Source organism: Streptomyces aureoversilis (assembly GCF_042657885.1).
In the GTDB taxonomy this organism is placed as follows: Bacteria; Actinomycetota; Actinomycetes; order Streptomycetales; family Streptomycetaceae; genus Streptomyces; species Streptomyces aureoversilis.
On sequence record NZ_JBHSKJ010000017.1, the window covers coordinates 83036 to 109671 of the forward strand.

Below are 26636 nucleotides of genomic sequence, written 5' to 3' on the forward strand. Positions count from 1 at the left end.
GGGCGGTGGCATGCCCGTACGGGTGCCCCGCCCCCGAGCCGCAAGCCGCCCTCGGGCTCGCACTCGTAGCTGCAGTGTGCACGGGGGCGTGCCTCATGGCCCGGTATGGAGGAACGGCGCCCAGACGCCCGGTTCGTACGGGCGCTCGGACCGTAGCCCCCGGACGGCGCGGGTGAGGCGGGCGGCCGGGGCGTCGTGGACGTTCCAGGGCCCCTGACGGCTGGAACAGAGCCCGAGTGCAACGCGTTCCGGACACAAGCAACCGACCGGACCCGCCCCACGAGTCGGAGCACTAGCCGCGGACCCCACCCTGCGCCATCCTCGGGCGCGGAGATGAAGGACTACGGGTCCAGGAGGCTCGCTGATGAAGGCGCGGAGAACCCGAAGACTTGGGCTTGGGCTGCTCACGGCGGCCGGTGCGACGGTACTGGCCACCCTCACCGGAGGTGCCCCGAGCGCGTGGGCGGGGGCTGCGGGCGGCGAACCGTCGAATTCCCGCGGCGGCAGCGGCGCGGCGGCGGCACAAAGGGTCAAAGCCGACTTCGACGGTGACGGCAAGGCCGACTTCGCCGTATGGCGGCCTTCGAGCGGTACGTGGTTCGTCCTGCGGAGCAGTGACGGCGGACAGACGATTCGGCAGTACGGTCAGGTGGGCGACGTGGCCGTACCGGCAGATTTCGACGGCGACGGCAAGACCGATTTCGCTGTGTGGCGCCCTTCGAGTGGTACGTGGTTCGTCCTGCGGAGCAGTGACGGCGGACAGAGCATTCAGCAATACGGGAGCTTTGCCAACGACGTTGCGGCCCCTGCTGACGTCGATGGAGACGGTAGGGCCGACTTTGTGATCTGGCGTCCGTCGAACGGCACGTGGTACGCGCTCAGAAGCAGTGACGGTGGGCAGACGACTCAGGTCTACGGTCAGACGGGTGACGTGGCCGTACCGGCGGATTACGACGGTGACGGCAAGGCCGATTTCGCTGTGTGGCGTCCGTCGAACGGCGTCTGGTTCGCTTTGCGGAGCAGCGACCGCAAGGAATCCATCCGGCAGTACGGTCAGGCGGGCGACGTGGCCGTACCGGCGGATTACGGCGGTGACGGCAAGGCCGATTTCGCTGTGTGGCGTCCCTCGAACGGCACGTGGTTCGCTCTGCGGAGCAGTGACGACGGGCAGTCCATCCGGCAGTACGGTCAGACGGGTGACGTGGCCGTTCCTGCTGACTTCGATGGTGACGGCAAGGCCGACTTCGCTGTGTGGCGTCCGTCGAACGGCACGTGGTACGCCCTGCGCAGCACTGACGGCGGACAGACCATCCGCCAGTACGGGCAATCCGGCGACATCCCGGTCTGACGGCGCCGACTCCGAAGCGGACCGGTGGCGGGTCCACTGCGGCCACCGAGGTACGGGCCGTTCGACGACTGCTCGGCCGGCTTTCAGAACGTCAAGGATCTGCGCCCGGCTGCGCCCGGCCGATGCGGTCCGTCCGGGAGCTCCACCATGATCGTGTCGCCGGGGGCGCACTGTTCCGCCCACCTTGACCACGCACGCGGCTGCTCACCGGACCCCGGTGAGCAGCCGCGGGTGTTGAGGGCCTCGTCTAGGTTTCGGTTCGCTTCTCCAGCCGGCTGCCTCGCGGCATGGTGACGGACATGATGTCGCCGGGAGCGTCGAGTTCGATGCGGTGCCATCGCCCGCGCGGCACGATGACCGAGGCTCCCGCGGCCAGCTTGATCTCTTCTTCCTTCTCGCCCGGCTGCTCCGGACGGAAGCAGAGCCGTATCCCGCCGGTGAGGCAGGAGACGAGCTCGTCCGCGGCGGGGTGGATCTCCCAGTGGTCGGCGTGGACGTCGGCAGCCGTCTCCACGTGGAAGGTCATCACCTGCCAACCGTCACGCTCGAAGTCGAAACTCGGCTGCTCGGCGCGCACCTGGCCGCCTTGGTCGAGGTGGATGAAGGACGCGAGGAGATCGATCGGGGTCACGGTCATGCGGGGATGTCCTTCCTGGGGAAGTTCGTTCATCTGCGGGGGTGGCATGAGGTGGTCGGTCCGGTCGGCCCGGTCGGCCCGGTCGGCCCGGTCGGCCCGGTCGGCCCGGTCGGTCCGGTGAGCCCGGTCGGTCCGGCGGGACTGGACGGTCACGGCCGCGTCACCCGGCCAGGGCGCGGCGCAGGACTGCGCCGAGTTCGGTGATCTGCCGCTGCGACACCTCGGCGGACAGGATCGCCTGCGACCCGTGGAACGTGCCGGCCCACTGGTGCAGCTCCACCGACACGCCCTCCTGCAGCAGTCGCATCCCGTAGATGAGGGCTTCGTCGCGGTTCGGGCAGAGCTCCGCGGTGGCGATGTAGGCGGGCGGGAGGCCGGACAGGTCGGTGGCCCGCGCCGGGGCGGCGTACGGGGTGGCGGGCGCCGAGCCGAGGTAGTGCCGCCAGATCGCGGTGGCCTTGTCGCGGTTCATCCAGGGCGTTTCGGTGAAGTTCCGTGCCGACCACGACTCTTGGCGGTCGTCGAGCCCGGGCTGGTTGAGCAGCTGGAAGCGGATCGCAGGACCCTGCTGGTCGCGCGACCGCAACGCCACCGCCGCCGCGAGCCCCGCGCCGGCACTGTGGCCGCCGACCGCGATCCGGTCCGGGTCGATGCCGAGTTCGGCTGCGTGCTCGGCGGCCCAGGTCAGCACGGCGTAGGCGTCGTCCAGGGCGGCCGGGAAAGGGTTCTCGGGGGCAAGGCGGTAGCCCACGGAAATCACCACCACACCGGCGCCGTCCGCGATCCGGGCGGCCCACGGGTGCTCGGTGTCCAGGTCACCCATGACGAATCCGCCGCCGTGCAGCCAGATGATGGCGCCTCGCGCCCCGTGCGGGCGGTACATCCGCACGGGCACGCCCGGGGCGGCGGGCACCGTACGGTCCTCGACGTCCATTCGTGTGGTGTCCGGCGCCGGTACCGAGGCGGCCAGGGCGGCGAGGTTCTTGCGCTCGGTGACCGGGTCGGTCAGGTCGGCGCGGGGGAACATCGGGATGAATGCTTCCAGTTCAGGGTCCATGCCGGCCATCCTCACGGCCACCGCCCCCACGTTCATCCGCCATCCGTCGGGCATCCCGCCCGGACCACGCACCGATCGGCGCGCACCGGGCTCATACGCGTATTGCGCCTTGCACCCTTGCCGCCCCGGACCGTCGAATCCCACGTCCGACTGCCTGCGGACTCTCGGCTTCACCCGGGAGGAGAGCTTCGGCTGGAGTGAGTGTGAGCGGCCGGTCGACCACCCGTACGACCCGCCGGAGGGAACCCCGGTGCCCAGGTCATGTGCGGCGGCGGTACGAGTGCGCGGCGATGGACAGGCCGACGCCCCACACCAGGAACTGGGGGATGCCGTAGACGACGATCCAGGGGCTGAAGACGCCGTCGTCGTCGAAGCCGTTGACCGTCTGCACAGCCGCCCAGACGGTGTACAGGAGGAGGAAGGCCGAGACGGTGAAGGCCGTGGCGGACAGCGTCCGGTGCGGGACACGGCGCCCGGCGAGGAACGGAGTCCGGGCCGGGAACACCACACCCCACGGCCGGACCAGGCTCAGCGCCAGGATGCCCGCCAGCAGGGCCAGGCCGTTGAGTACGAAGAGGTACGGACCGCCACCGAGTGCGTACCACTCCCGGAACTTGTTCTGGTCCGCCCAGAGGGGAATGCCCACCGCCCAGACCGCGTGCAGCGGGATGAACCCGACGGTTGCGGAGAGCGCCGAGGCGTAAGCGGCTCGGACGGCCCGCCGGGGCGGCGGCGGAACCTCGGCAACTGCGTTGCCTGAACGGCGGACAGCGAATTCGGACATGGCCCGGGTCTCCTGATGAGAGGGGAGGTCGTGGTCAAGAGCCACGGTTCCATGGGCCCGCGTTCGAGGGCATCGAGCCCGGGACTGAAGATCACTCGTCCCCCGGGGTGGCCGGGGCGACGAGCCGGCTCCCCCGTGCGGGGGAGCCGGCTCATCCTCATCCACCCTTGGCGGCGGGTTGCTTGCCGGGCTTGTCGGGCTCGTCGGGTCTGTCGGTCCCATCGGATCTGTCGGGCTGTCCCGGTGCGGTCGGGGTCAGGCGGCCTGTGCGGTGCAGGCCGAAGACGGCCAAGGCGCAGCCGCCTCCTGTTGCCGCGAGAGCCAGCCACGGGAGCGCCGGGGTACCGGCGGAGTGGGCGGCGTCCAGGGCCGCGCCGGTGAGGAGGTTTCCGAGCGTGATGCCGATTCCGCAGATGGTGTTGTAGAGGCCGTAGTGCGTGGCCACGTACCGGTTCTCGGCGAGGGCGACGATCGTGTCCATCTCGAAGGGGTAGGCCAGCATGGTGCCCAGGGCGATGAGGAGCGCTGAGAGGAGGGGCGGGCCGACGGCCAGGGCCCAGCGGGCCGGTCCGTCCGGGGGTGCCGGAACCGCGGTGGCCGCCAGGAGCGGCACGAAGGCGGATCCTAGGGCTGTCAGTCCGGCAACCAGCGACCTTCCGGAGCCCCAGTGCTGTTTGCACCAGGCCGTGAGCCGGGTCTGGCCCGCGATGGTGGCGAGGCCGGAGGCGGCGAACAGCAGCCCTACGCCGATCGTCCCCACTCGCTCGTCCCCGGCCACGCGGCGCACTTCCAGGGGAAGCGCGAGGTAGACCTGGAAGGACAGCGCGTACGAGCCGATCATCGCGAGGGAGAACAGCAGGAACGGCCGGTTGGACACCACCGTGCGCCACTGGGCGAGCACCGACGTCACTGAACTGTCGGCCCCGTCTCCGGCCCCGGCTCGGGCACCGGCCCCGACCCCGGACCCGGCCCCGTGCGACGGTGTCCGGGCCGGTAGTGCCCGGATCTGAACGATCGACAGCACGGTGAAGACTCCGGCCGCTACGAGGCAGGTGAGGCGGAAGCTCACCCCCGTCAGCGCCACACCGGCCAGCGGGCCGAGCAGGATGCCGGCCTGGTAGAAGACGTTGAAGAGTGCGAATGCCTCCACGCGGCGCTCCCGGGCGTCGTGGGCGACGTAGGCCCGTACGGCCGGGTTGAACAGGGCGCCGGCCAGGCCGGTGGCCGCCGACGCCGCCAGCAGCGCGGGCAGGGAGTCGACGAGCCCGAGCACGGCGAAGCCGACGGTGCGCAGCATCAGCCCGGTGATGATCACGGGCTTGTACCCGAACCGGTCGGCCAGGGTGCCGCCGAAGAAGAACATGCCCTGCTGACTGAAGTTGCGGACGCCCAGGATGAGCCCGACGGTCCAGGCCGCCATGCCCAGGTTCCCGGACAGGTACTGGGCGAGGTAGGGCATGAGCATGTAGAAGCCGAGGTTGATGGTGAACTGGTTCGCCATCAGCAGCTGCACGCTCCGGTCGAAGGTGCGGGCCTGCGACAGGGGGTTGAGGCGGTTCCGGGGGGCCGGGGGATTCTTCACGACCGGCCCTCGTCCACGCGGGGCTCGTTCGCGCCGGCGCTGCACTCCCGCTGCGCGGCGAGCGGGTCGACGACGGTGGCACACCTCGTCCAGCGGGTGACCTCCTTCTCGTCCGGCCTCCCCACGACCTCGGGCTCGGCGGCCGGTGGCGCGTCGAGGAGGCCGTGGGCGGCGCAGTAGTCGTCGTCGTAGACCGTGCCGAGGTAGCGCTGCGGGCCGTCGGGGAAGACGGCGGCGATCCGGGTGTGCGCAGGGAGGGTGCGTGCGAGCCAGCCGGCGACGAGGGCGACCGCGCCGACGCTCCAGCCGCCGGTGGCGTAGTGGGAGGAGGCCAGTTGCCGGCAGGTCCACACGGCCTCGGCGGGGGAGACCCAGTGCACTTCGGAGAAGTTCTCGTAGGCGACGTTGCGGGGGTAGATGCTGGAGCCGAGGCCGCGCATCAACCGGCCGCGGGCAGGCTGCCCGAAGATCGTGGAGCCGATGGTGTCCACGCCGACCAGCTTCAGACCGGGGTAGAGCTGTCGCAGCACGCGGGAGACGCCGGCGGAGTGGCCGCCGGTGCCGACGCTGCACACCAGGACGTCGATGTGGCCGAGCTGGGCGGCCAGTTCGAGCGCGAGCGGGGTGTAGGCGGCGACGTTGTCGGGGTTGTTGTACTGGTCCGGCACCCACGCGCCGGGGTGCTGCTCCCGCAGGCGGTCCACGCGGTCGCAGCGGGCCTGCTGCCAGCCTCCGGTCGGATGGGGCTCGGAGACGACGTTGACCTGTGCCCCGTAGGCGGTCAGCAGCCGGGTCATGGACGACTCCAGGCCGGGGTCGGTGACCAGCGTGACCGGGTGCCCGTAGACCATCCCGGCCAGGGCCAGGCCCAGTCCCAGCGTGCCGCTGGTGGATTCGATGATCATGCTGCCGGGAGCCAGATCGCCGCGGGCACGGGCCCGCTCCACCATGTGCAGGGCGGGGCGGTCCTTGATGCCGCCCGGGTTGAAGCCTTCCAGCTTGGCCCAGAAGCCGTGCCCGGCGGGGGCGAGGGGTTCGGACACCCGCAGGACAGGGGTGTCGCCGACGAGGCCGGATATGCCGGAGGTACCGGGGGAGTTGGGGACGCTGGAGGGCTCGGGGGAGTGGGGGGAGTTGGGGGAGTCGGGGGAGATAGGGGCGCTGGGTGTGATGGGGACGATGGGCGTGATGGGCGTGATGGGGGTGACGGGGATGGCCGAGGAGCTTGAGCGGGCGGAACCGGTGCCGTTGGTCGTCAGGGGGTCCATGGCTCGTTCGCCTTTCGGTCGGGCGGTGCGCCGGTGAGGGGGCTCGTCTCGCGTGGTCGGCGAGCTCCTATTCGCGCCACCGGCAGAGAAGGGCGAGCGTCCTCCGCCTCGACCGCTCGGTGTTCCCCTTGCAGGGATCCGGGGTGGCAGAGGTGCTGTGACGGCCGGGGAGGCCGCGCGCCCCTTGCGGGACGTCATGAGAATGGCCGGTTCCGTACGCAGGCAGGGGGCAGCCGACCGAGGGCGGGAGCAGGAGCGGAAGCAGGAACGGGAGCAGGAGAAGAAGCGGAAGTAGGAGCAGGCTCCCCGGGACGGCAGCCGGAAGCCGGGTGGATATCCGGGAGAGTGGTGTCGAATTGCGCGGCACAGACACTCCGTACGACGGTCACGTGGCCGGAGTTCTCCGGACAAGTGGAAGCGAATCAGACGGGCGGCCGGATGGTGCCTGGGCAGGGCTCGGCAATTCCCCTCGGGGGACCAGGAGAAATGGAGACGCAGGCGCCGGAGCCGGGTGGAAGTGGAATCCGACCGGTTTTGGAGTGTTCGGAGCCTGGCTTCTAGATTCGCAGGATGCGCGAAGCTGCTGAGTGTGCCGCTTCCGGCGCAGCGGGAGACGGCCGCGCGCCCGTCCAGGGCTGCGAGCTCAGTGTCGACAGCGCGTCGGACAGCGCCGAGCAACTGGGAGCGAAGAGGGCCGGTCCGTCCTGGGGCTTGCCGGACGTGCAGTTCTCGGCGCCGTGAGAGGACTCGTCCTCGTGGTGGTCGGCGGCGTGTGCCTGCTCCGTACCGGGAGCGGCGACCGGGGCCGGCTCGCCATGGGCGTGATGCTCGTCAACGGCGTGCGCAAAGGCGGACAATGCCACCGGCCTGCCGGTCGCGTGACTGACCGCGCTCTCCCCGCTGATGCCGTGGGTGTAGAGCACGCCGAACAGGAGCAGCAGGACCGGCCACAGCAGACGCGACGGACCCGACACCGAGGGGTGGGTCCGTCGCGTATGAAATGCGAGCTGGGCCGAGACCATGACGTGATCGTAGCGGAATGCGGGGCTACTTATGTCAAGGGCGTCGTATCGAGGGCATGTGAATCGGCCAACGCTGGGGATTTCTTATGGAGGTTGCTTAATGGTGCGGGTCCGCTATCCGGGCGCAAACGGAAACCGTTTCACCTCTCCGGGGAAATGTGCCGTGTTTGTCCGCGACCGTCGTTGTCGCGAGATGGCCGTCCACGGTCAGCTCAGTTCGTAGGCGAAGGTGTACGGGACTGACGGTGCGCCGTGCTCGGCGGTGAAGCTGCCGGCACCCCGTAGACCGGTCAGCTCGCCCGTGCCTGATCCCGGCACGACCTCGAAGCCGCAGTGCACCGTGCCGTCGGTGCCGAACGAGCCGCGTTCCTCGACGACGAAGGTTCCTTCTCGCCCGTCGAGCCGACCGGACAGGATCTCCATGCCGGTGAACGTGCCCGTCTTCTCCGTGACGTAGACGATGGTGTACTCGCAGGTGGTCTCGGCGGCCTCGATGCCTCCGGAGAAGGAGTTGGTGACGGAGGCGTGCGCGAGTTTCGGGCTCGTCCCGGCCGGGGTGACGTCGTGCTCCTTCCAGCCGGCGAAGGTGAAGTGGCCGGTGGTCTGCGTGGGGGTGGGGGTAGGCGTGGGCATGGGCATGGGTGTCCTCAGTGATCGGGCCGAGCGGGTGCCGGGTTGAGCGGGCCGCACGGTCTGTCCCGTACGACATGTGATCAGACTGAGCCCTGTACCTGACATCTCCTGTCAGGTACGGCGGCACAATGGCCGCATGCGCGCCGACCGTCTCCTCTCCCTGCTCCTCCTGCTCCAGAACCGTGGGCGCATGACGGCTCCCGAGCTCGCCGCGGAGCTGGAGGTGTCGATCCGTACGGTCTACCGGGACATCGAGGCGCTCGGCGCATCGGGCGTCCCGGTCTGCGCCGACCGCGGGCCCGCCGGCGGCTACCGTCTGATGGACGGGTACCGCACCCGGCTGACCGGGCTCACCGACGCCGAGGCGAGTTCCCTCTTCCTGGCCGGAGCGCCCGGGGCGGCGCGCGAGTTGGGACTCGGCGCGGTGCTGGCCACTGCTCAGCTGAAGCTTCAGGCCGCCCTCCCCGCCGAGTTCGCGGAACGCTCCCGGCGTATTCAGGACCGGTTCCACCTGGACGCACCGGCGTGGTTCCGGGATGCCGAACCGGTTCCGCACCTGGCGACCGTCGCGCGAGCGGTGTGGGAGCAGCAGGTACTGCTCGTGCGCTACCGGCGGTGGAACGGCCAGGTGCACCCGGAGCCGGGCGCCCCGGAGCCCGGCCGCCCCCTGTGCCCGCTCGGCATCGTCCTCAAGGGCGGCACCTGGTACCTGGTGGCAATGGCGACGGAGGGCGAGGCAGCCGCAGGCACCCTCGGCGCTTCCCGCACCTATCGGATATCGCGGTTTCTGGACGTCGACACGTCGGGGGAGACGTTCGAGCGACCGGACGGATTCGATCTGGCAGCTTGCTGGGAGGAGTCCTCCCGGCGCCTGGCAGCCGCGCTCCACCAGGGCACCGCCCGGCTGCGGATCTCGCCCCGGGCGCGGCGGCTGTTGCCCGTCCAGTTCGGTGCGGTGGGCACGCGGGCCCTGGAGAGCGCCGGGCCGCCGGACCACGAGGGCTGGGTGCAGGTGGAGATACCGGTCGAGGCGCAGGCCGTCGCCGTCAGTGACCTGCTCAGGCTCGGAACGGAGGCGGAGGTACTCGGGCCGCCCGAGCTGCGCCGGGCCGTCGGCGAGGCCGTGGCCGTACTGGCGGAGCGTTACGGTGCGGCTCCGCTGTCCTGATCGCGAGTGCCGCTTCCACGCTTCCACGCTTCAGTGCTTTGACCTTCAAGCTGCTTGAAAGCCGAGAATCGCCGGCATGGACGACACCGACACTGACACCGACATGTTGATGAGTATCGGCGCCTTCGCGCGCCGGGTGGGGCTGGCGCCGCGCGCCTTGCGGTTCTACGACGACTGCGAGGTACTGCGCCCCGCCCACGTCGACGATGCGACCGGCTACCGCTACTACGCCCCGGAGCAGCAGGCCCGAGCGGTCCTCGTCCGGCGACTGCGGGAGGCCGGGGTGCCGCTCACCGATGCCGCGGTGGTGCTGGACGGCGCCCGCGAGGAAGCCCGTGCCGTTCTGCAGGAGCACGTGGCGAGGGCGCGGGAAACGGCAGCCTCGGCGCAGGTGGTGATCCAGGAGATTCTCAGCACCCTTCCCGACGGAACGCCCTGGACCACCGAAGCCGAGGCCAACTGGACCACCGAGGCCAAGGCCAAGGTCTGCGTCGGCGGGGCGGAGCTGGCCAGCGCCGTACGGCAGGTGGCACCGGCGGTGGCGGCCGGTCCCGTACGGGAAGAGTTCCCCGTACTCGGCCACATTCTGATCGAGATCGACGGGCAGGAGGTGCGCCTGGTGGCCACGGACGGCTACCGCTTGGCAGTCCGCACCCTGCGGGCCATGTCCACGGAGGGCGATTCCTGGCGCGTCTTGGTCGCGGCAGCGGAAATGAAGGACGCCGCAGCCTGGGCCATGCGCATGCCGGACGTCAGCATCGAGGCGGACCGGGAAGGCGCGCGACTGCGCAGCGGAGCGTACTCACGGACTCTGCCGACCGCTGACGAGACGGCCCTTCCCTTTCCCGACTACCGGATGGTCCTGGACAACTTCCCGATGGCCCGGCACCGGATCATCACGGATCGGGCAGCTCTGCGCACGGCACTCGCCGAGGCCGGATTCGGCGATGCGCCGATCATCCTCCGCACCGCCGAACAGCGGCTCACCCTCACACCTGCGGAGCCGGAGCCGGAGCCGGGCTCGGACCGAGACCCGGGTCCGGGCCCGGAAGAGCTCACGCTCCCCGCCATCTGCACAGGGCCGCCCCTGCGCATCGCCTTCGCCCCGGAAGTGCTCCTCGCGGCGATCGAGGCCGGCGTCGGCCCTGACGTGCTGCTGGAGATCTCGTCTCCGGACCAGCCCGTCGTGGCCCGCTCCGCGGATCAGGGCAGTTTCACCACTCTCGTCATGCCGGTCCACGACGCAGCGGCTGACAAGTGACCCTCCAAGCGCCTCTTCCGGCAAGAACCGTGAGCTGAACCCTACGAACTCGACAGGTCTCACGTATGGGTGACATGACGTTAGGCCGTATGGCAAACAGGAAAGCCTCTTACCGGTTCCACTGCACCTCAGGGCGCCCTGCCCAAGAGATCACGCGGCCGCGGCCGGATACGGTCGGCCGCTGCCGCGTACGGACTGAAAGGGCCTGCCTTGCCGCGCTGCCTCTCCACCCTCGCCGCCACCGCCCTGCTGACCGTGCTCGCCACGGTGCTTGCCGCCCCCGCCCAAGCCGATCCGGTCACCGATACCGTAAGCGGCGCTGTCGATACGGTCACCGGCACCGTCGGCAGCTTGCCCAGTACCGTCACCGGTACTGTCGGCGGACTCACCAACCAGCTCAACAACGCCCTCAACGGCCTCCTCGGCGGTAACTCGTAGCTCCCGCTGCCCCGGCCGGGCCTCCGGGCCCGGCCGTCCATCGGACCGCGTCCGGATGTCATGACCCTGTGCGTGACAGGTGCGCGGGTGGCGCAGCCGCCCCACGGTGCTTGATGTTGACGGCCGAAGCCTTGGCCACTGCCCTGGGGTTCAAGAATCGCAGCGGACCGATCAGGCGGGACGCGAACAGATGCACGTGCCGCGCCACCGATTCATCGCGCGCTGCCGCCGAGAACATCAGCCGCTCCAAGGGATTGAACGGGCGGGCCTTGGCGAAGTCGGCGGCCAGGTACTGGTGGCCCTGCAGCCGGCGCCGGTGTCTGCGTGCGTACACCATGAGCGCCCTGTCGAGGTCGCCCCGACCGGTTGCGGCCGAGGCGACCGCCTCTGCCAGCCATTGCGCGGACTGCAGGGCCCACCCGCATCCCACTCCCCACAGGGGATCGGTGGTCAGGGCGGCGTCGCCGATGAGCGCGACGCCCGGTGCGGTCGGCTTGCGGCTGTGAAGCGGGTAGTCGACAGTGCCGATGATCTTCGTAATGCGCTCGGCGGAGTCGATGGGCGGCGCCTCGGGCAGGGCGCGGACGAATGCGAAGAAGCTGCCCTCCAGGTCTTCCCGGAAGGCCGGCAGCCGTCCCTTGCCCGGGAGCACCGCGATGACCGTCACCCCGTCGTCGTTGGGAAACGCGTACGCCATGTCGGGCTCGAGGAACCAGGTGTGACTGATCCCGCCGTGCAGCGGAAGGTTGCGGAAGTGCGCGAGATAGCCGAACCGCGCGTTCTCGTACAGCCGGGCAGGCACCCCGGCGAACTTCGCTACGGCCGAGTCCTTGCCGTCGGCGCCGACCACCAGGCGGGCCCGGATCCCACGCTCGCCCTGCGGTGTCGACGCGCGTACCCCCAAGGTCCGCCCGGCTTCCCGGACCAGCCCGGTCACATGATGACCGAGGAGCAGATCGACGCCGGGGGTCTCCGCCGCATGGGACCTGATCAACGGGTCGAGAGTGCTGCGCCGAATGTTGTACCCGTACGGCAGCTCGGGGCCTGCCGGAGCCGCCTTCGGCTCGATCCATCCCCAGCGGGTGTACGAGCGGGCCACGTTACGGACGGCTCCCGCCTCCTCAAGAGCGGGTATGAGGCCGAGTTCGTCCAGCACCGGGTAGGCGCTGGCCTGGAGGGAATGGGTGCAAAGCACCTTGTACGCTTCGGGGTCCGAGCGGCGTTCCAGCAGTGCGACGCGGGCGCCGCGTCGAGCGAGCAAGATCGCCGCGGCGCTGCCGGCGAGGCCGGCTCCGCTGATGACGGCGTCATAGTCGTATCCCGCGCCGTATCCCGCGCCGTATTCCGCGTCGTGTCCCGCGCTCTCAGGTCTGGGTCTGGTCATGCGCTGATCGCTCCCTTCGGGGTGTGGTGCCGTTCGTGGGAGGGTGCAGTGCCAACTGCTCTCAGGCGCATGAATAGTTGTCAAGAGTTGTGGATCGAGTGCCGGAGCTTCACGTAGCACGAAGAAAGGAATTCTCCGTTCCTTCACATCAGCACGAGCAAGGTCTGTTCTCTCTCCCCCCGCACAGTAGGTGACCCCACTGACAGGAGGATGCATGTCAGTGGGGCCTCCGGCGGCACTCTCGGCCGCGCCCGAATCAGGACGCTATCGCCCACTTCAGCTGCGCCGGTGCCGACGCAGGGCTGCCCGTGTACTTCGTGGTGTACGCGGGCGCCTTGCCGTAGTCGTCGCCTCCGGTGCCCAGGTACCAGCCGTTGCCTTCGTTCTTGACGAGTTTGGTGCTTGCGTCGTAGGTCCACTTCAGCTGTGCGGGAGCGGCTGCGGGGTCCCCGGTGTATTTCGTGGTGTACGCGGGGGCCTTGTCCGACGAGGAGTCGCCGCCGCTGCCGAGGTACCAGCCCTTCGCCTCGTTCTTGATGAGTTTGGTGGCGGGGTCGTAGGACCACTTCAGGTTGCCGGGCGCGGACGCGGGCTCTCCCGTGTATTTGGCGGTGTACGTGGGGGCCTTGGCGGAGGTGGTGTCACTGCCGCTGTCGAGGTACCACCCCGCCCCCTCGTTCTTGACGGGCGCCGGGGAGGAGGCGGCGGTGTGGCCCACGCCGGGGGCCAGGACCACCATTGTTGCGGCGGCCGCAAGGATCGCGGACCGCCGGGCGAGCGGGTGCACGAGCGGGTGCACTGGCATGGTTTTCCTGCCGTTTCTGCGTGTGGTTCCGAGAAGGCGAACGGTTCGCCCCAGAACCGCGCTGTCCGCAATGAGCATGAGCCAGCGCCCTTTTGCGCACCCACCGGAACCGTTCCCCACCACCGGTTCGTGCATGGGCATACGGCTCGGACGAGTGCGCAGCGGCGGCGCCGCGCGTTCGGGGGCGCCCGGCGTGCGTGCGAGGGCGGTGCCTGCCCCGCGCAGCGCACACCAGGTCCGCCCGCGCGTGACCGCTGGAGTGCTCCGGCGTGCCCATCCCCGGCGGCCCCGCCTGCGTGGCGGAGTTTCGACACATGGCCGGGGGACACGCGGACCGACGGCGGCTATGTGCCCGTAGCGGCCGGACGGACGGAGAATCACCCGAGGGCGGACGGACACGGGAAGGTGCTCCGGACGCTGCCTGGTGACCTCGAACCTCAACCTCGACCTCGACCTCGACCTCGGCCTCGGCCTCGTCCTCGTCCTCGACCGCTACCTCTACCCCTACCTCGACCTCAGCAGCCGGAGGCTCCATGAACCGCTCTGTGAACGGCCCCCAGAGCACCACGATGAACCGGCAGGCCGGCCCGGAACGCCCGTACGACGTCGTCCTCTTCGGAGCGACGGGGTACGTCGGGGAGCTCACGGCCGAGTACCTGCTGGAGCACGCACCGGAAGGGTGCCGGTGGGCGCTCGCCGGGCGCAGCCGTGCGAAGCTGGAGAAACTGCGGGACCGGCTGGCGGCGCTCGACTCCGTACGTGCGGCGGACGTGGCTCTGGTGACCGCGGACGCGAGCGACAAGGCCGCGATGCGCGCGCTCGCCGAGTCCACGCACGTCGTCGCCTCCACCGTCGGCCCGTACATCTGGTACGGCCAGGAACTGGTCGCCGCGTGCGCGGAAGCCGGCACCGACTACACGGACCTCACCGGAGAGCCGGAGTTCGTGGACATGACGTACGTGCGCCACGACGCCCAGGCCCGCAAGTCGGGCGCGCGCATCGTCCACGCGTGCGGCTTCGACTCGGTGCCGCACGACCTCCTCGCGTACTTCACCGTGCAGCAGCTGCCGGAAGGGGTGCCGCTGACGGTCGACGGGTTCGTGCGCGCGTCGGGGATCATCTCCGGCGGCACGCTGGCCTCGTCCCTGGCGATCGCCTCGCGGCAGCGCCAGGCGAAGGCGGCGGCGGAGGAGCGGAGCCGGTACGAGCCGCAGCCTGCCGGGCGCCGGGTCCGGGCTCCGTTGGGGGCACCGCGGTTCAGTAAGGAGACGGGCACGTGGGCGCTGCCGCTGCCCACGCTCGACCCCCAGGTCGTACGCCGCTCGGCGGCCGCGCTGGAGCGTTACGGGCCCGATTTCCGCTACCGCCATTACGCGTCGGTGAAGAGACTGCCCGTCGCCCTGGCCGGGCCGGTCGGCCTGGGGGTGGTGTGGGCGGCCGCGCAGGTGTCCCCCGTGCGGACGTGGCTGATGAGCCGCTACGAGCCGGGCAGGGGGCCCAGCGCGGAGCAGCGGGCGCGCGCCCGGTTCCGGGTGCGGGCGGTCGGCGAAGGCGGTGGTCAGCGTGTGTTCACGGAGGTCACGGGCGGTGACCCGGGCTACGGGGAGACGGCGAAAATGCTGGCCGAGGCGTCACTGTGCCTCGCCCTGGACGACCTGCCGACGACCGCCGGGCAGGTCACGACGGCTACGGCCATGGGCGATGCGCTGATCGGGCGGCTGCGGGACGCCGGCATGCCGTTCCGGCTCTGTCACGCCGACTGACGAGGCGCGCGCTTTTTCCCCACCGACTCGCTCCATCGGCCCGCTCCACCGACCCGCTCCACCGCCCCGCCCCGCCCCGCCGGCAGCCGTCAGGCTGCGGGCGGGGTGACGGGCACGGTCAACACGGTCAAACGGTCAAGAGGTCAGCACTGGGGTCGCTTGCCATGATTGGCCGCCTTGCTACGGCGGGCCCTCTTCTTACGGCGCCGCTTCGAGGACATGCGGTCTCCTCTCCCGTAGTTCTTCGACCATTCGACCAATTTATACCGTTCTGGTGTGATGTGCTTGGTGAGCGCGCTTGCCGGAGCCGAGCGCAGTTGCCGGAGCCGAGCTCAGTAATCGAGGTCCGGGTACCAGTCGCCGCGGCCCTGCGGGGTCAGGTCGAGCAGGTGCCACACGGGGGCCAGGAGGTCGATGCCGCGCTCGTCGATGTCGTCGGCCATGCCGGGGTGGGTGGAGTAGAAATGGCGGACCGTGCCATCACCGTCGCGCGTGAAGACGGAGACGGTGGAGTCCTGCACGCCGTCCTTGTCCTCGCTGCCCAGGTCGTACTTGAAGGTGCTGTCGCCGCAGCTCAGGAGCCGTAGATCGTGCCAGCCGCGGTTGCGGGCGTGCTGCCGGAGGGCCGGCGGGTCGGCGGCCGCGGCGATGACGAAGTCGGCGTTGCGGGTGACGTGGCGGGCGATGCCGTTGAAACCGTCGATGCAGAGCGTGCACATCGTGCAGGGGTCGGTCTGCAGCTTGCCGTACATGAAGTGGTAGACGATCAGTGGGCGGTCCGGGGCGGTGAACAGCCCGCTCAGGGTGACCTCGCTGACCGGTGCGTCGCCGGCGTCCAGGTCGGCGGGACCCTCGATGAAGACGTAGTCGTCGACGGGTGGCCCCTGGGGGAGCGCCCGTCGCCGGGCCGCAACCTCCTCGCAGTGGCGCATGAGCTCGATCTCGGCCAGGCGCAGCTCTTCGCGGGCGGCGAGGTAGTCCGCTGATTCCCCGGCCAGTCTGGTGTGCCGCAACATCGCGTCCTCCTAGGGTGGCACCCCCCGGTCGGCGGTCCGGACTCCGGGTGCCCAGCCCCCGCGTCCCCGAACCGGCGCTTCAAGTTTATGGCCGCTCCGAGGTTCGCCGACACTTGAGCAGGCGTCCGGCAGTCCCTGCCCCCATCAACGGTGCAAACGCACCGTCGGCGGATATTTGGTGGCCACCACGGCAAGATCCATTTATCCTCAGGGAGGATTTCAAGATCGTCTTCAGAAAAAGTGAGTGTTGTACATGAAGTTGACCCGCGTGTCGCTCCTCGTTGCCGCCGCCGCCATCGCGCCGGCCGTCCTGCTCTCCACTCCGGCGCTCGCCGCCGGTGCGGTGCAGGCTCCCGCTGCGGCGTCGGCCTCTGCGGCCCAGGGCAACACCAGCGACTCGGACAACCAGCTCGCCATCGTCCAGCTCGTGTCGCAGTACCCCGGCGCGGCCATGAAGGAAGGCGCCAAGGCCGCCCTCAAGGGCACCCCTGAGGACCGCGTCCGCTTCCTGGAGTCCGGTCAGTTCATCGCCCGCGACTCGGACAACCAGGTCGCCATCGTCCAGCTCGTCTCCAAGAACCCCTCCCCGGAGTTCAAGGCCGCGGCGAAGAAGGCCCTCAACGGCACCCCTGAGGACCGCGTCCGGTTCCTCGCCGAGCACCAGTAGGCTCTGCCGGCTGTCCATGCCGTGACACCTCTGAGGCCCGCAGTAATTACTGCGGGCCTCAGAGGTCGTAACAGGATTACGGCGCGCCTAATTGCCGGGCCGGTCGCCCGGTCTGCCGGACACGTCCTAGTGCTTTCGGCCCGTGGCGGAGGCGAAGCCGAGCCAGGTGTGTCGGTTGCCCCACCAGCACCAGCCGACCTTCGGGGCGTTGCGCCGCTCGCGGCCGTCCCGCCCGGTGCCGTTGCTGATCCAGATCGCCGGGGTACGGGCGTCGTAGGCGCCGTTCGCCTTGCGCAGCCGGGAACCGATGGTCATGAAGCAGTGGTTGCGCTCCAGGACCGCCGGCTGCTGGAGCACCCAGTGGATGCCCTCGGTGAGCAGCAGCGGGGTGCGGCCCTGCTCGGTGAGGGCAGGCAGCGCCTCCTCCGGGCTCCAGTTGGCCATGTGGTCGCCACGGTCGACGTCCGTGACGAGGTAGAGGGGGGCGTCGGGCAGCTCCACGGCGCAGGGGGCGAAGTGATCGACGTCGGGCATGTCCGTGACGACGAAGCCGGGCTTGCCGTCGTGCCGGAGCAACGGTGCGAGCGCGGAGGCGGGGGCGCGGTCCGGATTGACGGCGAGCAGGGCGCCGCCGTCCTTGTCGCCGGCGTTCGCCGCGAAGGCGCGCAGCTCATCGGCGGGTATCCCGGCGAGCTCGTGCACCCCGAGCTCGATCAGGCGTTCTGCCTGGGCGGCGAGTGAGGGGAGAGCGGTCACGGTGCCGGAGGGCGAGGTTTCGGGCAAGGTTCTCCTCGGTTCGTGATCAAGGGTGGTGGACCCGAGGTCAAACGAGGCGCCCTGCCGAATTGTTCCCGGCGCGGCGGTACGAGCCCGTTGCGCCGGGGATCCGGGCGCACGCGCCGTCGGGGCAGGGGCAGGGGCCGGGGTCGGGGGCGAAGCGGTGGAAGCGGCAGACCAGGTTCTGCCCGCGGGCTCGGCCCGTCAGCGTTCCGGGGAAGGGTCGGCGGTGCCGGCGGCAGTGGCGCCGACGTCGAGCAGGCGCTCCGTCTCGGTGACGATGATCGCGGGTTCGGTCGTGGGGACCATGTGGTCGGCCTGCTGCGCGAGGACGTGCCGGCCGCGTGGCGACTGCCGGGCCCGGTACGCATGGGACGCGTTCACGGACTTGCGGGCTTGCGCGCTCATGCCGGGGGTCGGCCGGGTCGCGGAGATGAGCGTGACGGGGATGTCGCCGAGTTTCGGCGGGTGGTCGAGCAGGGCGCGCAGGTCGGCCTCGACGGCGGCCTGTTCGGCGCCCATCGTGCGCACCGCCGCGACGGTGAAGGCCTCCGCGCGCATGTCGGCGGCGGCGTCGGGCGGCAGGGCGCGGGTCACCTTGCGGAAGAGGAGGCCGAACAACTTGAGGCGGGCGAGCAGCATGGATATGCGGTAGCGGTTCTTCTCCAGCTTGCGGATGGAGGGTTCGAGGAGCAGGTCGCAGGCCTCGTCCGTGGGGTCGACCAGCACGAGGCCGGCGATCCGCTCGGGCCGGGCCGCCGCGGCGACGCGCACGATCAGGCCGCCCCAGCTGTGTCCCACCAGGACGAAGGGCCCCGGCCCGAGGTGGTCGAGCAGGTCGCCCAGGTCGTCGGCAAGCCGGTCGAGGTTGCGCACGCCCGACGGGTCGGGGGCGCTGCGGCCGAGGCCGCTGCGGTCGTAGACCACCGTCCGGGCCGAGCCCGTCACGGCCTGCTGGACGGGTGCCCAGTACGAGCGGGTCGCGGCCAGGCCTCCCTCGAACACCACGGTCGCGCCTCCGCCACCTGCCGGCCCCGGCTGCTCCATGAAGAACAGCTCGCGGCCGTCACGGGTGCGTGCGGTGCCGGGTGTTCCCTGGCTGTGCTGTCGCTGCATGGTGACCGTCCTCAGAAGCGGAACCGGGCAAGCCGTTCCTTCGGCCGACCGAAGGTGGAGTTAGGTTAGCCTAAGTAGCTGGTGGGGCGGTCCATGACAACCCAAGTAATCTTGCCGCTGTGACTGTTGCTGTGACCGCTGCTGACGCCGCGCGCAAGAGGCGCTTCCTCGTCCTCCACGACTACGGCATGGGCGGCGCGTGGTGGTGGGTCTTCGCGCGGTCGGAGCGGGAGATCCTCGAGACGTTCGCGTGGGCCGAGGTCGTCACGGACCCGGAGACCGTGGCATGGCGCGAAGGCGACGACGACATCCCGGAAGTCGACATCGACGCACCGCAGATGCCTCCGGGCCTGGACGACATGCGGGCCGAGCGCGACGCGCAGCGCGGACGCCCGGGCTTCGGCGCACTCGCGGACAAGGACGTCCTGTACCTGCGGCGCCGATGGGACGAGGGCGATGACGGTGGCGATGGCGATGGCGATGGCGAGGACCTGACCATCTATCTGATGGAGGTCGGGCCCGACGGGCGCCGCATGCGGGAGGTGGAACTGGCCGAGGACGGAACCGCCGCCGTCAGGAGCGGTCCCGACGACTGGCCCTTCAACACGCCGGTCGTGGATGTCTTCGCCCCTGAAGTGGTGGGGCAGGAGATCAGCCGCGAGGAGTTCGAGGAGCAGTGGGCCCGCGCCCGCCCGGTGGAACCCGAACCCGGCCTCTAGGAAAGCGCCTTCCCCGGCAACGTCAGTGACCGTGCTCGGCGAACGCCGCGGCCACCTCGTCCCGCCCCGCACCCGCAGTGAGCAGCAACCGCAGCAGGACCCTGGCCTTGTACGGATCGAGCAGCCCGCCGTTGATCAGCCCGCGTTGCTGCAGGTCGGTCTCCGAGCCGGGCGCGGTGTAGGTGTGCCGCAGCACCGGGCCGCTGCCCGTACGGGACGTCAGGACGACCGGGATGCGGTCGGCAAGCGCACCGAGCACGGGCGCGAGGGTGGCCGGAACGTGCCCGACGCCGGAGCCGGCGACGACCAGGCCGCCGTACGTCCCGGCCAGCCCTTCGAGCCGAGCCCCGTCGTCGTCGAGCGTGACGCAGTGCAGGGCCACGCGGGCGGCGTCGAGCCGGGCTCTGTCGAACCCGTCCTGCAGGACGGCGGTACGGCGCGGCGGCGCGGCCAGGATCCGCACCGCGCCCTCGATGACGTGACCCACCGGGCCGGCGTTCGGCGAGGCGAACGTCGCCGTGCTCGTGCTGTGGGCCTTGCGGACCCACCGCGCCGCGTGCACCTCGTCGTTGAAGGCGACCAGCGCACCGAGCCCGCGCGCCGCGGGCGAGGCGGCGACGCGCGCGGCCGCGAGCACGTTGGCCGGCCCGTCGGCGCCGGCCATGCCCGGCTGCCGCATCGCGCCGGTCAGCACGAACGGGGCTTCGTGCCGCCAGACCAGATCGACGAGGAACGCGGTCTCCTCCAGCGTGTCCGTGCCCTGCGTGACCACGACACCGGCCGCCCCCTGCGCCACGGCCCGCGAGGCGGCCCCGACGACGTCGAGCACCTGCGCAAAGGTCAGGCTCCCGCTCGGCACGGCATGAACGTCCTGCACGTCCAGCGCCACCCCGAGCCCGTCGAGCCCGGGCACGGCGGCGGTGATCTCGGCGCCGGTCAGCCGCTCACCCTTGGCGCGCCCGGACACCGAAATCGTGCCCCCGAGCGCGAACAGCGCGATGCTCACGGTTCCCCCTCGTCACCACCGTCAATGGACGCCAGATTACGGGCTCCTGTCGACGCCTCAGCCTCCGCCCCCGGACCCGGTTGCCCCTTGCGGCCCGCTCCTCAGGCCTTCGGCTGGGTGAACCGGATGCGGTTGCCGAACGGGTCGCGGAGGCCGCAGTCGGTCCCGTACGGGCGGTCGGTGGGCTCCTCGGTGAACTCGACGCCCCGTGCCAGCAGCGTCTCGTACGTCTTGCGGCAGTCGTCCGTGGTGAAGATGAGCCAGCCGCCCATCGCCCCCTTGGTCACCAGCTCTCGGACCTGCTGCGCCGTCTCCTCCGACATCGCCGGGGCGCCCGGCTTCTCCAGCAGGATCTGGCGCTCCGGGTGGCCGGGGACGCGGACGGTCAGCCAGCGCATGAAGCCCATGTCGACGTCGGCGGCGACCTCCAGGCCGAGCTTGCCGACGTAGAAGTCGAGGGCCTCGTCCTGGTCGAGGACGTATATCTGCGATTGCGTGATGGCGTTGAACATGTGCATCACGCTACTGGGCGGGACGGACGGAAACTTATCCAAAACTGCTCAGTCGGCCGGCGCTGTCCGGCAGGTCAGGCGCTCGGCCGCGTCCACGCCATCGTGAAGCACGTCGGCACGCCTGCCGCCGCGGAGGCCGTTTCCTTGCGGTACGTCCTCGGTGAGCGGCCGACGATGTCCCGGAACGTACGGCTGAAGGTTCCGGGGCTGCCGAAGCCGACCTCGAAGCAGATGTCCGTCACGCTGCGGTCGGTCTCGCGCAGCAGGAACATCGCCCGCTCCACGCGCCGTCGCTGCAGGTAGCGGTGCGGCGTCTCGCCGAACGCGGCCCGGAAGGTGCGCGTGAAGTGGGCCTCCGACACGTGGGCGATCCGGGCCAGGGCGGGGACGTCCAGCGGTTGCGCGTAGGCCCGGTCCATGGCGTCCCGGGCCCTGAGCATGCGGCGGTTGGTGTCTTCGGTGGCGGTGCGGTTCACGGCGCCATCACATCATGGCGCTCTTCGAACGGCGCTCTTCGAACAGCGCTCCCTACGGCTCGGTCACCCTTGAGGGCGCGCCTTCGGGGCCCGGGCGCGGACCCGCCATGGACTCGGCCAGCTGGACGAATTGCGGGAGCCACTCCTCGTAGGAGACTCCGCGCGTGAACTCCAGTGCCGTCTCCGCCTCCTTGCCGATCACCGTGTGGAGCGGGGTGGCGGGGTTCTCCACGGCGGCGACGATCGCCTCCGCCGCCTCGCGGCTGTCCCCGGCGCCCTCGCCCATGCGGGAGAGGAAGCGGGCCAGCCACGCCTCGTCCGCCGCGTACGGGTCGTCGCCGGAGGGCTCCCGCTCGGCGGCGTTCTCGTGGATCCGCGAGGCGAAGGCGCCCGGTTCGGCGCACACCACACGGATGCCGAACGGCCGTACCTCCGCCGCCAGCGCCTCGCTCGCGGCCCCGAGCGCCGCCTTGCTGGAGGTGTAGAACCCGCCGTGGGGCACCGAGAACATCCGGGCCGCCAGGGAACTGACGTTGACGATCACACCGCCGCCGCGGGCCCGCATGGCGGGAAGGACGGCGCGGATGGTGCGCAGCGCGCCCCAGTAGTTGGTCTCCATCACCGCGCGCGCCTGCTCCAGGGACGCGGCTTCGACGGCGCTGGTGTAGTCGACGCCGGCGTTGTTCACGAGGACGCCGACCGCGCCGTGCCGCTCCTCGACCGTCCTCACGGCGGTGGTCACGGACGCGTCGTCGGTGACGTCGAGCGTCAGCACTTCGATGTCCAGCCCCTCGGCACGGGCGCGCTCGCGGAGCCCGTCCGCCTTGGCCGGATTCCGCATCGAGGCGTGGACGCGGTCTCCCCTGCGCGCGAACGCCAGCGCCGTCTCCAGGCCGATGCCGCTGCTGCAACCGGTGATGAGGACTACCGCCACGGCCGACCGCCCGCCTTCCGTCGATGACGCTGAGGTTCCGGAACCGTCGGCAGTCTAGGGGCGGCCCGGGAGCGGCCCCAGCCCCCTACACCCCCCTACGCCGGGACCGAAGGCCAGGGGCGGTCGGTACGCACGTGACCGAGGGCACGTTCCCTCATCAGCGGGTCGCGTGGCAGCGTCGGCCCAGGGGCCGGTAGACACAGTTCCGGAATCTTCAGCCTTGTTCCCCGTCCCCGTCTCCGTCCTCGCCGTCCCGGGTGACCTCCTCCACCACGATGTCGATGATCCTGTCCCGCTCCTCCGCAGCGCTCCGGCCGTCCGCCGGCAGTTCGATCCGTACGCGGCGCGCGATCACCGACCGCGACGGTGACGGCGTCCTCGTGCGCAGGTCCTGGTACACCGTCCACGCCAGGGAGGCCACGCTGACGATCAGCGAGCCGAGCGCGAACGGATCGGCGTCGAGGTACTGCCCCGCGCGGCCACCGGCTCCGGCGCCCCGCGCGTGCAGTGCCGCCTCGACCTGGGCCTCCAGTTGCGCGCCGTGCGTGGCGGACAACCGCCGTGCCGCCGCCCGCGCACCCCGGTCGGCGGGGTTGTCCGTCGCTGCCGTCTGCTCGCTCATCGTCTCTCCTCCGAGCCGTGTGTCTCGATCCGCTGACGTACGTCAGCGGGCAGTGGGGTGCCGGTGACGCGCGCCCAGCACTGTTCCAGTGCCGCCATGCCCAGCCGTCCGGTCAGGCGTGCCAGGTCGCGGGGGCGCGAGCCGGCCGACGGGTGCGGGAAGCGGTCGAAGAGGGTCGCCGACCGGACCGCCCACTCCAGGGCCTCTCCGGTCCTGCCGCGGGACGCGGCCAGCCCGCTCATCTCGTGGTAGGTGAGCGAGATGGAGCGCTTGTCGCCGAGCGCCTCCTCGATGGTGAGGCACCGCAGGTACCACTGCTCGGCCTCGTCCAGCCGTCCCTTCGCGTGCGCCACCCGGCCGAGGTCGCTGCAGGTGCCTGCCATGGCGGACCGGTCGCCCAGCTGTTCCTCGATGGCGAGGGCCTCGCGGTACCACTGCCCGGCTTCGTCGAGCAGGGCTCCGCCCATCGCCAGCAGGCCGAGCTTGTGACACAGGTGGGCCCTGCGGCGCGGGTGTTCGGCCGCCGCCCCCTCCTTGGCGGCGCGGAGCCGGTGGTACCACTGCTCCGCCTCGTTCCCCCGGCCCCGCAGCACCGCGACGACGCCGAGGTCGCTGAACAGGTCCGCCGTGCCGCGGCGGTCACCCGCTTCCTCCGTGACGGCGAGGGCCCGGCGCAACCACCGCTCGGCCTCCTCCCACTGTTTCCGCTCCTGCGCCGCGAGACCGAGTTTGCGGTACGCCTCGGCCTCGCCGGGCCGGTCGCCCGAGCCCTTCCTGAGGGCGAGGGCCCGGCCGAACCACTGCTCGGCCTCGTCCAGCCGGTCCCGCACCTGGGCCAGCTTGCCCAGCTCGTCGTAGGCGGTCGCGAGCTGCTCCCGGGGAGGCTCGCGATGTGCCTCGAGCATCGTGAGGATCTCGGCGTGGACGGCCTCGGCGGCGTCGAACCGGGCCAGGATCTGCAGCATGCCCGCCTGCAGCCGCGCGACCAGCAGCCACAGCTCTCCGCCGGGGTGACCGAGCAGGGGCGGGGTGCCGTCCGGTCCTTCGAGGGCCAGCCTGGCGCGGTCGCTCCACGCGAGGATCTCCTCGCTCAGCCCGCTGCGCTGCCAGTAGAGGTACAGGGGCTGGATGAGATATTTGGCGTTGATCCACAACCGGCAGGCCAGGGAGTGCCCCAGGAGGTGGCCGAGCGTGCGCAGGTGCAGTCCGAGGGTGCGGTAGGCCTGCGAGGCGCCGTCGGCGTGCAGCTCCTGGCGCAGCCACTCCGCGAAGCCGGTGACCGCGAACAGCATCGCCTCCTCGGCGTCGGCGCGTTGCGCCGCGTAGGCCGCCGGGTCGTCGGCGCGCCACCGTTCGGTGAGGTAGGCGGGCAGCGCGGGGTGGCTGCGGTACATGCCCCGGCCCAGCCCGGTGAGCAGCCCCACCTGGGCCGCCCGGTTCAGCACTGTGTCCCACCCGCGGCTGTCGACGCCGCCGAAGCGCCGCGGGGTCCGCTCGTGGCGGGAGAACTCGGCCAGCACCCGGGCGTCGGCGACACCCTGGAACAGGCATACGGCCGCCAGCAGCCGGCGCTTCTCGGGGTCGAGGTGGGCGAGGGAGTAGCTGATGCTGGCCGGCAGGGACGTGGTGCGGTCGCCGCCGGGCGGCGCGGGCAGGGTGGTGCCGCCGTGCAGGGCGGACAGGAGCGCGGCCGGGTCGGTGGTGTCCAGGTGGGGCAGGATCAGCCGCATGCTCAAAGGGTGGCCGTCGAGCCATTCCAGCAGTTCGGCGAAGGCGCGGTCCGCGCGGCGCGGTGCCGCGGCGGGAAACGGCAGCAGCACGTGGTCGGCGTACTCGACGGCTTCGTCGTGGGAGAGGCCGCCGACCGTGACGCGGCGCAGGTCGCCCAGCCAGTGTTCGGGCGTGCGGCTGGTGACCAGGACGACGCTGCGGCCGCCGGCGGCGACCTCGGTGAGGAAGTCCTTGAGCTCGCCGCGCGCGGCGTCGTCCAGAGGGGGAGTGGCGCCCGCGGGGTCGGGCATGGACGCGACCGACTCGAAGTTGTCCCAGACCACCAGCAGCCGGTGCTCGCGCAGCAGGTCGCGCACGAGCTCGCGGCGGGTTTCCGCGTTCTGCCGGGCGAAGTCCGCGCCGTACGCGCGCAGGCCGATCGCCGAGACCACGCCGTCCAGGCCGAACGAGGCGACGCCGGGCTCGAAGGAGTGCCAGATCACCCACTCGGGTCGCCCTACGCCCCCGGTGTCGCGCCACCAGCGGCCGAACGCCTTGGCCAGCTCGGTCTTCCCGGTTCCGCCGGGGCCGTGCAGGACGACCACGCGCCGGTTGCGGGCCGCGGCCTCCAGGGTGTGGAACAGCGCGTCGCGGCCGACGAACTCGCCTTCGGGGGCCAGAGGATCGTCCCGCTCGCCCGGGCCGCGCTCGCGCAGCCGGTCCAGGGCCGCCTCCAGGGACAGCTCCGGCCGGGCGGACGCGGGCGCGGACCGCAGCTCGGGGAAGCGGACCTCGCGGCGCAGGTAGTGCACCGGGACCGCCCAGTCCTCCAGCGGCAGCTCGCCCTTCGGGCTCGGGCGCCCCGGGCGCCGCGCCATCTGCGCCCGCCCCGCGCGCACCGCTTCGCCGATGGTGTCGCCGGCGAACAGCCGCTCGTAGAAGGCCGTCATGAACTCGGCCGCCGCCACGGCGTACACGCTGTAGGACATGGCCACCACGGCCGAGGCACCCCCGGCCAGCAGCCGGGTGGCCACGGCCGCCTCCAGCTCCTTGCCCACCGCCCCGGACTGGCAGGCGTTGAGCACCACGACCGGTACGCGGGCGTCCGCCAGGACGCGGGCGATGCGGTCGGCCCCTACGTGGTCCGCGCCGCCGCCGGGCCTCTCGAAGACGAGCACGCCCTCGTCCGTCAGCGCGCCGTGCCCGTCGAAGTGCACGATCTGGAACGGCGTTCCGGCCTCGCGGGCCGTGCGCAGCCGCTCGGCCAGCGCCTCCAGCGTCGGTGGCCGCAGCACCTCCACCTCGACGCGGCCGCGGACCGCCTCCAGACGGCGCAGCAGCGGGCGGGCGATCATCCGGTAGCCGACGTCGCGGGCGCCGTCGGGCCGGGAGATCACCATCAGGACGCGCAGCTGCCGCCCGCCGACGTCGAAGGCGTTGCCGAGGCTCGCCGCGGGCAGGCCGCGGCTCAGCCCCACCCCGTCCAGCGCCAGCGGCGTGGGCAGGCGCGGGTCGCACAGCAGCTCCCACGGCAGCCCCAGCCAGGCCGGCGCGGCCGAGCGCAGCACGATCTCGGTGGAGCCGGGGTGAGCGGCCCGGGTGCGCACCTGGACGTAGGCGTCGCGGGCCGGCCCCGAGCCGAACAGGGCGGTGAACATGACCCGGCCCCAGCTCGGTATCCGGCGGGCTATCCGGCTGCCCCGGTCCTCGTACACGCCGAAGGGCGCCCGCAGGTAGTCCTCCAGGTACCAGCGCAGGTCCTCCAGCTCGTCGGAGGTCAGCGGCCAGTTCAGCGTCACGGGCTCGCCCACGGGGCCCGGGAGGTCCCCGTCCAGCCACGCCGACACCGACGCGCGCCCCGACGCGTCGAGATCAACCAGCAACCGGTCCGCCACTGCGCATCAGAGCCCCTCTCGAACCCCTGCCCCCAC

The 26636-nt window shown here is 71.2% G+C and carries 26 protein-coding genes; 7 read left to right on the forward strand and 19 right to left on the reverse strand.

All coding sequences use genetic code 11. The features are described 5' to 3' along the window. The first annotated feature begins 364 nt into the window (after positions 1-364). The gene (locus tag ACFPP6_RS26710; RefSeq protein ID WP_382047316.1) at positions 365-1348 is read left to right on the forward strand and encodes an FG-GAP repeat domain-containing protein; all 984 of its coding nucleotides are present in this window, start codon (positions 365-367) and stop codon (positions 1346-1348) included. Between the two features lie 247 nt (positions 1349-1595). Here the strand turns inward: ACFPP6_RS26710 and ACFPP6_RS26715 are convergent, their stop codons facing one another. From ACFPP6_RS26715 to ACFPP6_RS26745, 7 genes are all read right to left on the reverse strand, one after another. After that, the gene (locus ACFPP6_RS26715) at positions 1596-2138 is read right to left on the reverse strand and encodes a cupin domain-containing protein (protein ID WP_382047319.1); all 543 of its coding nucleotides are present in this window, start codon (positions 2136-2138) and stop codon (positions 1596-1598) included. Between the two features lie 7 nt (positions 2139-2145). Next, positions 2146-3042, reverse strand: a complete 897-nt coding sequence (locus tag ACFPP6_RS26720) for an alpha/beta hydrolase (RefSeq protein ID WP_382047322.1) — start codon at positions 3040-3042, stop codon at positions 2146-2148. Positions 3043-3301: 259 nt separating this feature from the next. Next, a complete protein-coding gene (locus tag ACFPP6_RS26725; RefSeq protein WP_382047325.1) occupies positions 3302-3826 on the reverse strand; it encodes a hypothetical protein in 525 nt (174 codons plus the stop codon). A 157-nt stretch (positions 3827-3983) separates the two neighbouring features. Next, positions 3984-5327: an MFS transporter gene (locus ACFPP6_RS26730; protein WP_382047518.1), complete on the reverse strand. Its 1344-nt coding sequence runs from the start codon at positions 5325-5327 to the stop codon at positions 3984-3986. 77 nt (positions 5328-5404) lie between these two features. Continuing rightward, on the reverse strand, positions 5405-6487 hold the full coding sequence (locus tag ACFPP6_RS26735) for a PLP-dependent cysteine synthase family protein (RefSeq protein ID WP_382047521.1): 1083 nt from the start codon (positions 6485-6487) through the stop codon (positions 5405-5407). Between the two features lie 746 nt (positions 6488-7233). Further along, positions 7234-7698, reverse strand: coding sequence for a hypothetical protein (locus tag ACFPP6_RS26740; RefSeq protein ID WP_382047328.1), 465 nt, complete (start codon positions 7696-7698; stop codon positions 7234-7236). 207 nt (positions 7699-7905) lie between these two features. Further along, positions 7906-8331, reverse strand: a complete 426-nt coding sequence (locus ACFPP6_RS26745) for a DUF3224 domain-containing protein (protein ID WP_382047330.1) — start codon at positions 8329-8331, stop codon at positions 7906-7908. A 136-nt stretch (positions 8332-8467) separates the two neighbouring features. On the opposite strand from ACFPP6_RS26745, the gene ACFPP6_RS26750 reads away from it, so the two are divergent. From ACFPP6_RS26750 to ACFPP6_RS26760, 3 genes are all read left to right on the forward strand, one after another. After that, complete coding sequence (locus ACFPP6_RS26750; protein WP_382047333.1) at positions 8468-9499, forward strand: helix-turn-helix transcriptional regulator; 1032 nt, start codon at positions 8468-8470, stop codon at positions 9497-9499. Between the two features lie 76 nt (positions 9500-9575). Then, the gene (locus tag ACFPP6_RS26755; protein WP_382047336.1) at positions 9576-10760 is read left to right on the forward strand and encodes a DNA polymerase III subunit beta family protein; all 1185 of its coding nucleotides are present in this window, start codon (positions 9576-9578) and stop codon (positions 10758-10760) included. A 210-nt stretch (positions 10761-10970) separates the two neighbouring features. Then, on the forward strand, positions 10971-11198 hold the full coding sequence (locus ACFPP6_RS26760) for a hypothetical protein (RefSeq protein WP_382047339.1): 228 nt from the start codon (positions 10971-10973) through the stop codon (positions 11196-11198). A gap of 58 nt (positions 11199-11256) precedes the next feature. On the opposite strand, the gene ACFPP6_RS26765 is transcribed toward ACFPP6_RS26760, so the two are convergent. After that, positions 11257-12729, reverse strand: coding sequence for an NAD(P)/FAD-dependent oxidoreductase (locus tag ACFPP6_RS26765; RefSeq protein ID WP_382047342.1), 1473 nt, complete (start codon positions 12727-12729; stop codon positions 11257-11259). Between the two features lie 109 nt (positions 12730-12838). Further along, positions 12839-13387: an RICIN domain-containing protein gene (locus ACFPP6_RS26770; RefSeq protein WP_382047345.1), complete on the reverse strand. Its 549-nt coding sequence runs from the start codon at positions 13385-13387 to the stop codon at positions 12839-12841. A 569-nt stretch (positions 13388-13956) separates the two neighbouring features. On the opposite strand from ACFPP6_RS26770, the gene ACFPP6_RS26775 reads away from it, so the two are divergent. Beyond that, positions 13957-15150, forward strand: a complete 1194-nt coding sequence (locus ACFPP6_RS26775; RefSeq protein ID WP_382047524.1) for a saccharopine dehydrogenase family protein — start codon at positions 13957-13959, stop codon at positions 15148-15150. A 143-nt stretch (positions 15151-15293) separates the two neighbouring features. On the opposite strand, the gene ACFPP6_RS36670 is transcribed toward ACFPP6_RS26775, so the two are convergent. Together ACFPP6_RS36670 and ACFPP6_RS26780 are read right to left on the reverse strand one after the other, a co-directional pair. Beyond that, entirely contained in the window at positions 15294-15371 is a 78-nt protein-coding gene (locus ACFPP6_RS36670; RefSeq protein WP_372504737.1) for a 50S ribosomal protein bL37, read from the reverse strand. Positions 15372-15482: 111 nt separating this feature from the next. Next, entirely contained in the window at positions 15483-16166 is a 684-nt protein-coding gene (locus ACFPP6_RS26780; protein WP_382047348.1) for a DUF899 family protein, read from the reverse strand. Positions 16167-16419: 253 nt separating this feature from the next. On the opposite strand from ACFPP6_RS26780, the gene ACFPP6_RS26785 reads away from it, so the two are divergent. Then, positions 16420-16833: an ALF repeat-containing protein gene (locus tag ACFPP6_RS26785; RefSeq protein ID WP_382047350.1), complete on the forward strand. Its 414-nt coding sequence runs from the start codon at positions 16420-16422 to the stop codon at positions 16831-16833. Positions 16834-16959: 126 nt separating this feature from the next. Here the strand turns inward: ACFPP6_RS26785 and ACFPP6_RS26790 are convergent, their stop codons facing one another. Next, positions 16960-17616, reverse strand: coding sequence for a DUF5701 family protein (locus ACFPP6_RS26790; protein ID WP_382047352.1), 657 nt, complete (start codon positions 17614-17616; stop codon positions 16960-16962). A gap of 198 nt (positions 17617-17814) precedes the next feature. After that, entirely contained in the window at positions 17815-18726 is a 912-nt protein-coding gene (locus ACFPP6_RS26795) for an alpha/beta fold hydrolase (protein WP_382047354.1), read from the reverse strand. Between the two features lie 119 nt (positions 18727-18845). On the opposite strand from ACFPP6_RS26795, the gene ACFPP6_RS26800 reads away from it, so the two are divergent. Beyond that, positions 18846-19445 carry a hypothetical protein gene (locus ACFPP6_RS26800; RefSeq protein ID WP_382047357.1) on the forward strand — a complete coding sequence of 200 codons (600 nt, stop codon included), beginning with the start codon at positions 18846-18848 and terminating at the stop codon, positions 19443-19445. A 22-nt stretch (positions 19446-19467) separates the two neighbouring features. Here ACFPP6_RS26800 and ACFPP6_RS26805 read toward each other — a convergent pair whose 3' ends face one another. The 6 genes from ACFPP6_RS26805 to ACFPP6_RS26830 form a co-directional block, all read right to left on the reverse strand. After that, a complete protein-coding gene (locus ACFPP6_RS26805; protein WP_382047361.1) occupies positions 19468-20451 on the reverse strand; it encodes an asparaginase in 984 nt (327 codons plus the stop codon). 101 nt (positions 20452-20552) lie between these two features. Then, the gene (locus ACFPP6_RS26810; RefSeq protein ID WP_382047364.1) at positions 20553-20963 is read right to left on the reverse strand and encodes a VOC family protein; all 411 of its coding nucleotides are present in this window, start codon (positions 20961-20963) and stop codon (positions 20553-20555) included. A 74-nt stretch (positions 20964-21037) separates the two neighbouring features. After that, complete coding sequence (locus ACFPP6_RS26815; RefSeq protein WP_168092618.1) at positions 21038-21403, reverse strand: helix-turn-helix domain-containing protein; 366 nt, start codon at positions 21401-21403, stop codon at positions 21038-21040. A gap of 88 nt (positions 21404-21491) precedes the next feature. Beyond that, entirely contained in the window at positions 21492-22373 is an 882-nt protein-coding gene (locus ACFPP6_RS26820; RefSeq protein ID WP_382047367.1) for an SDR family oxidoreductase, read from the reverse strand. A 214-nt stretch (positions 22374-22587) separates the two neighbouring features. After that, positions 22588-22995, reverse strand: a complete 408-nt coding sequence (locus ACFPP6_RS26825; RefSeq protein ID WP_382047370.1) for a hypothetical protein — start codon at positions 22993-22995, stop codon at positions 22588-22590. Beyond that, entirely contained in the window at positions 22992-26600 is a 3609-nt protein-coding gene (locus tag ACFPP6_RS26830; protein WP_382047373.1) for a tetratricopeptide repeat protein, read from the reverse strand. Before ACFPP6_RS26830 ends, ACFPP6_RS26825 begins: the two co-directional genes overlap by 4 nt. Positions 26601-26636: the final 36 nt, after the last annotated feature.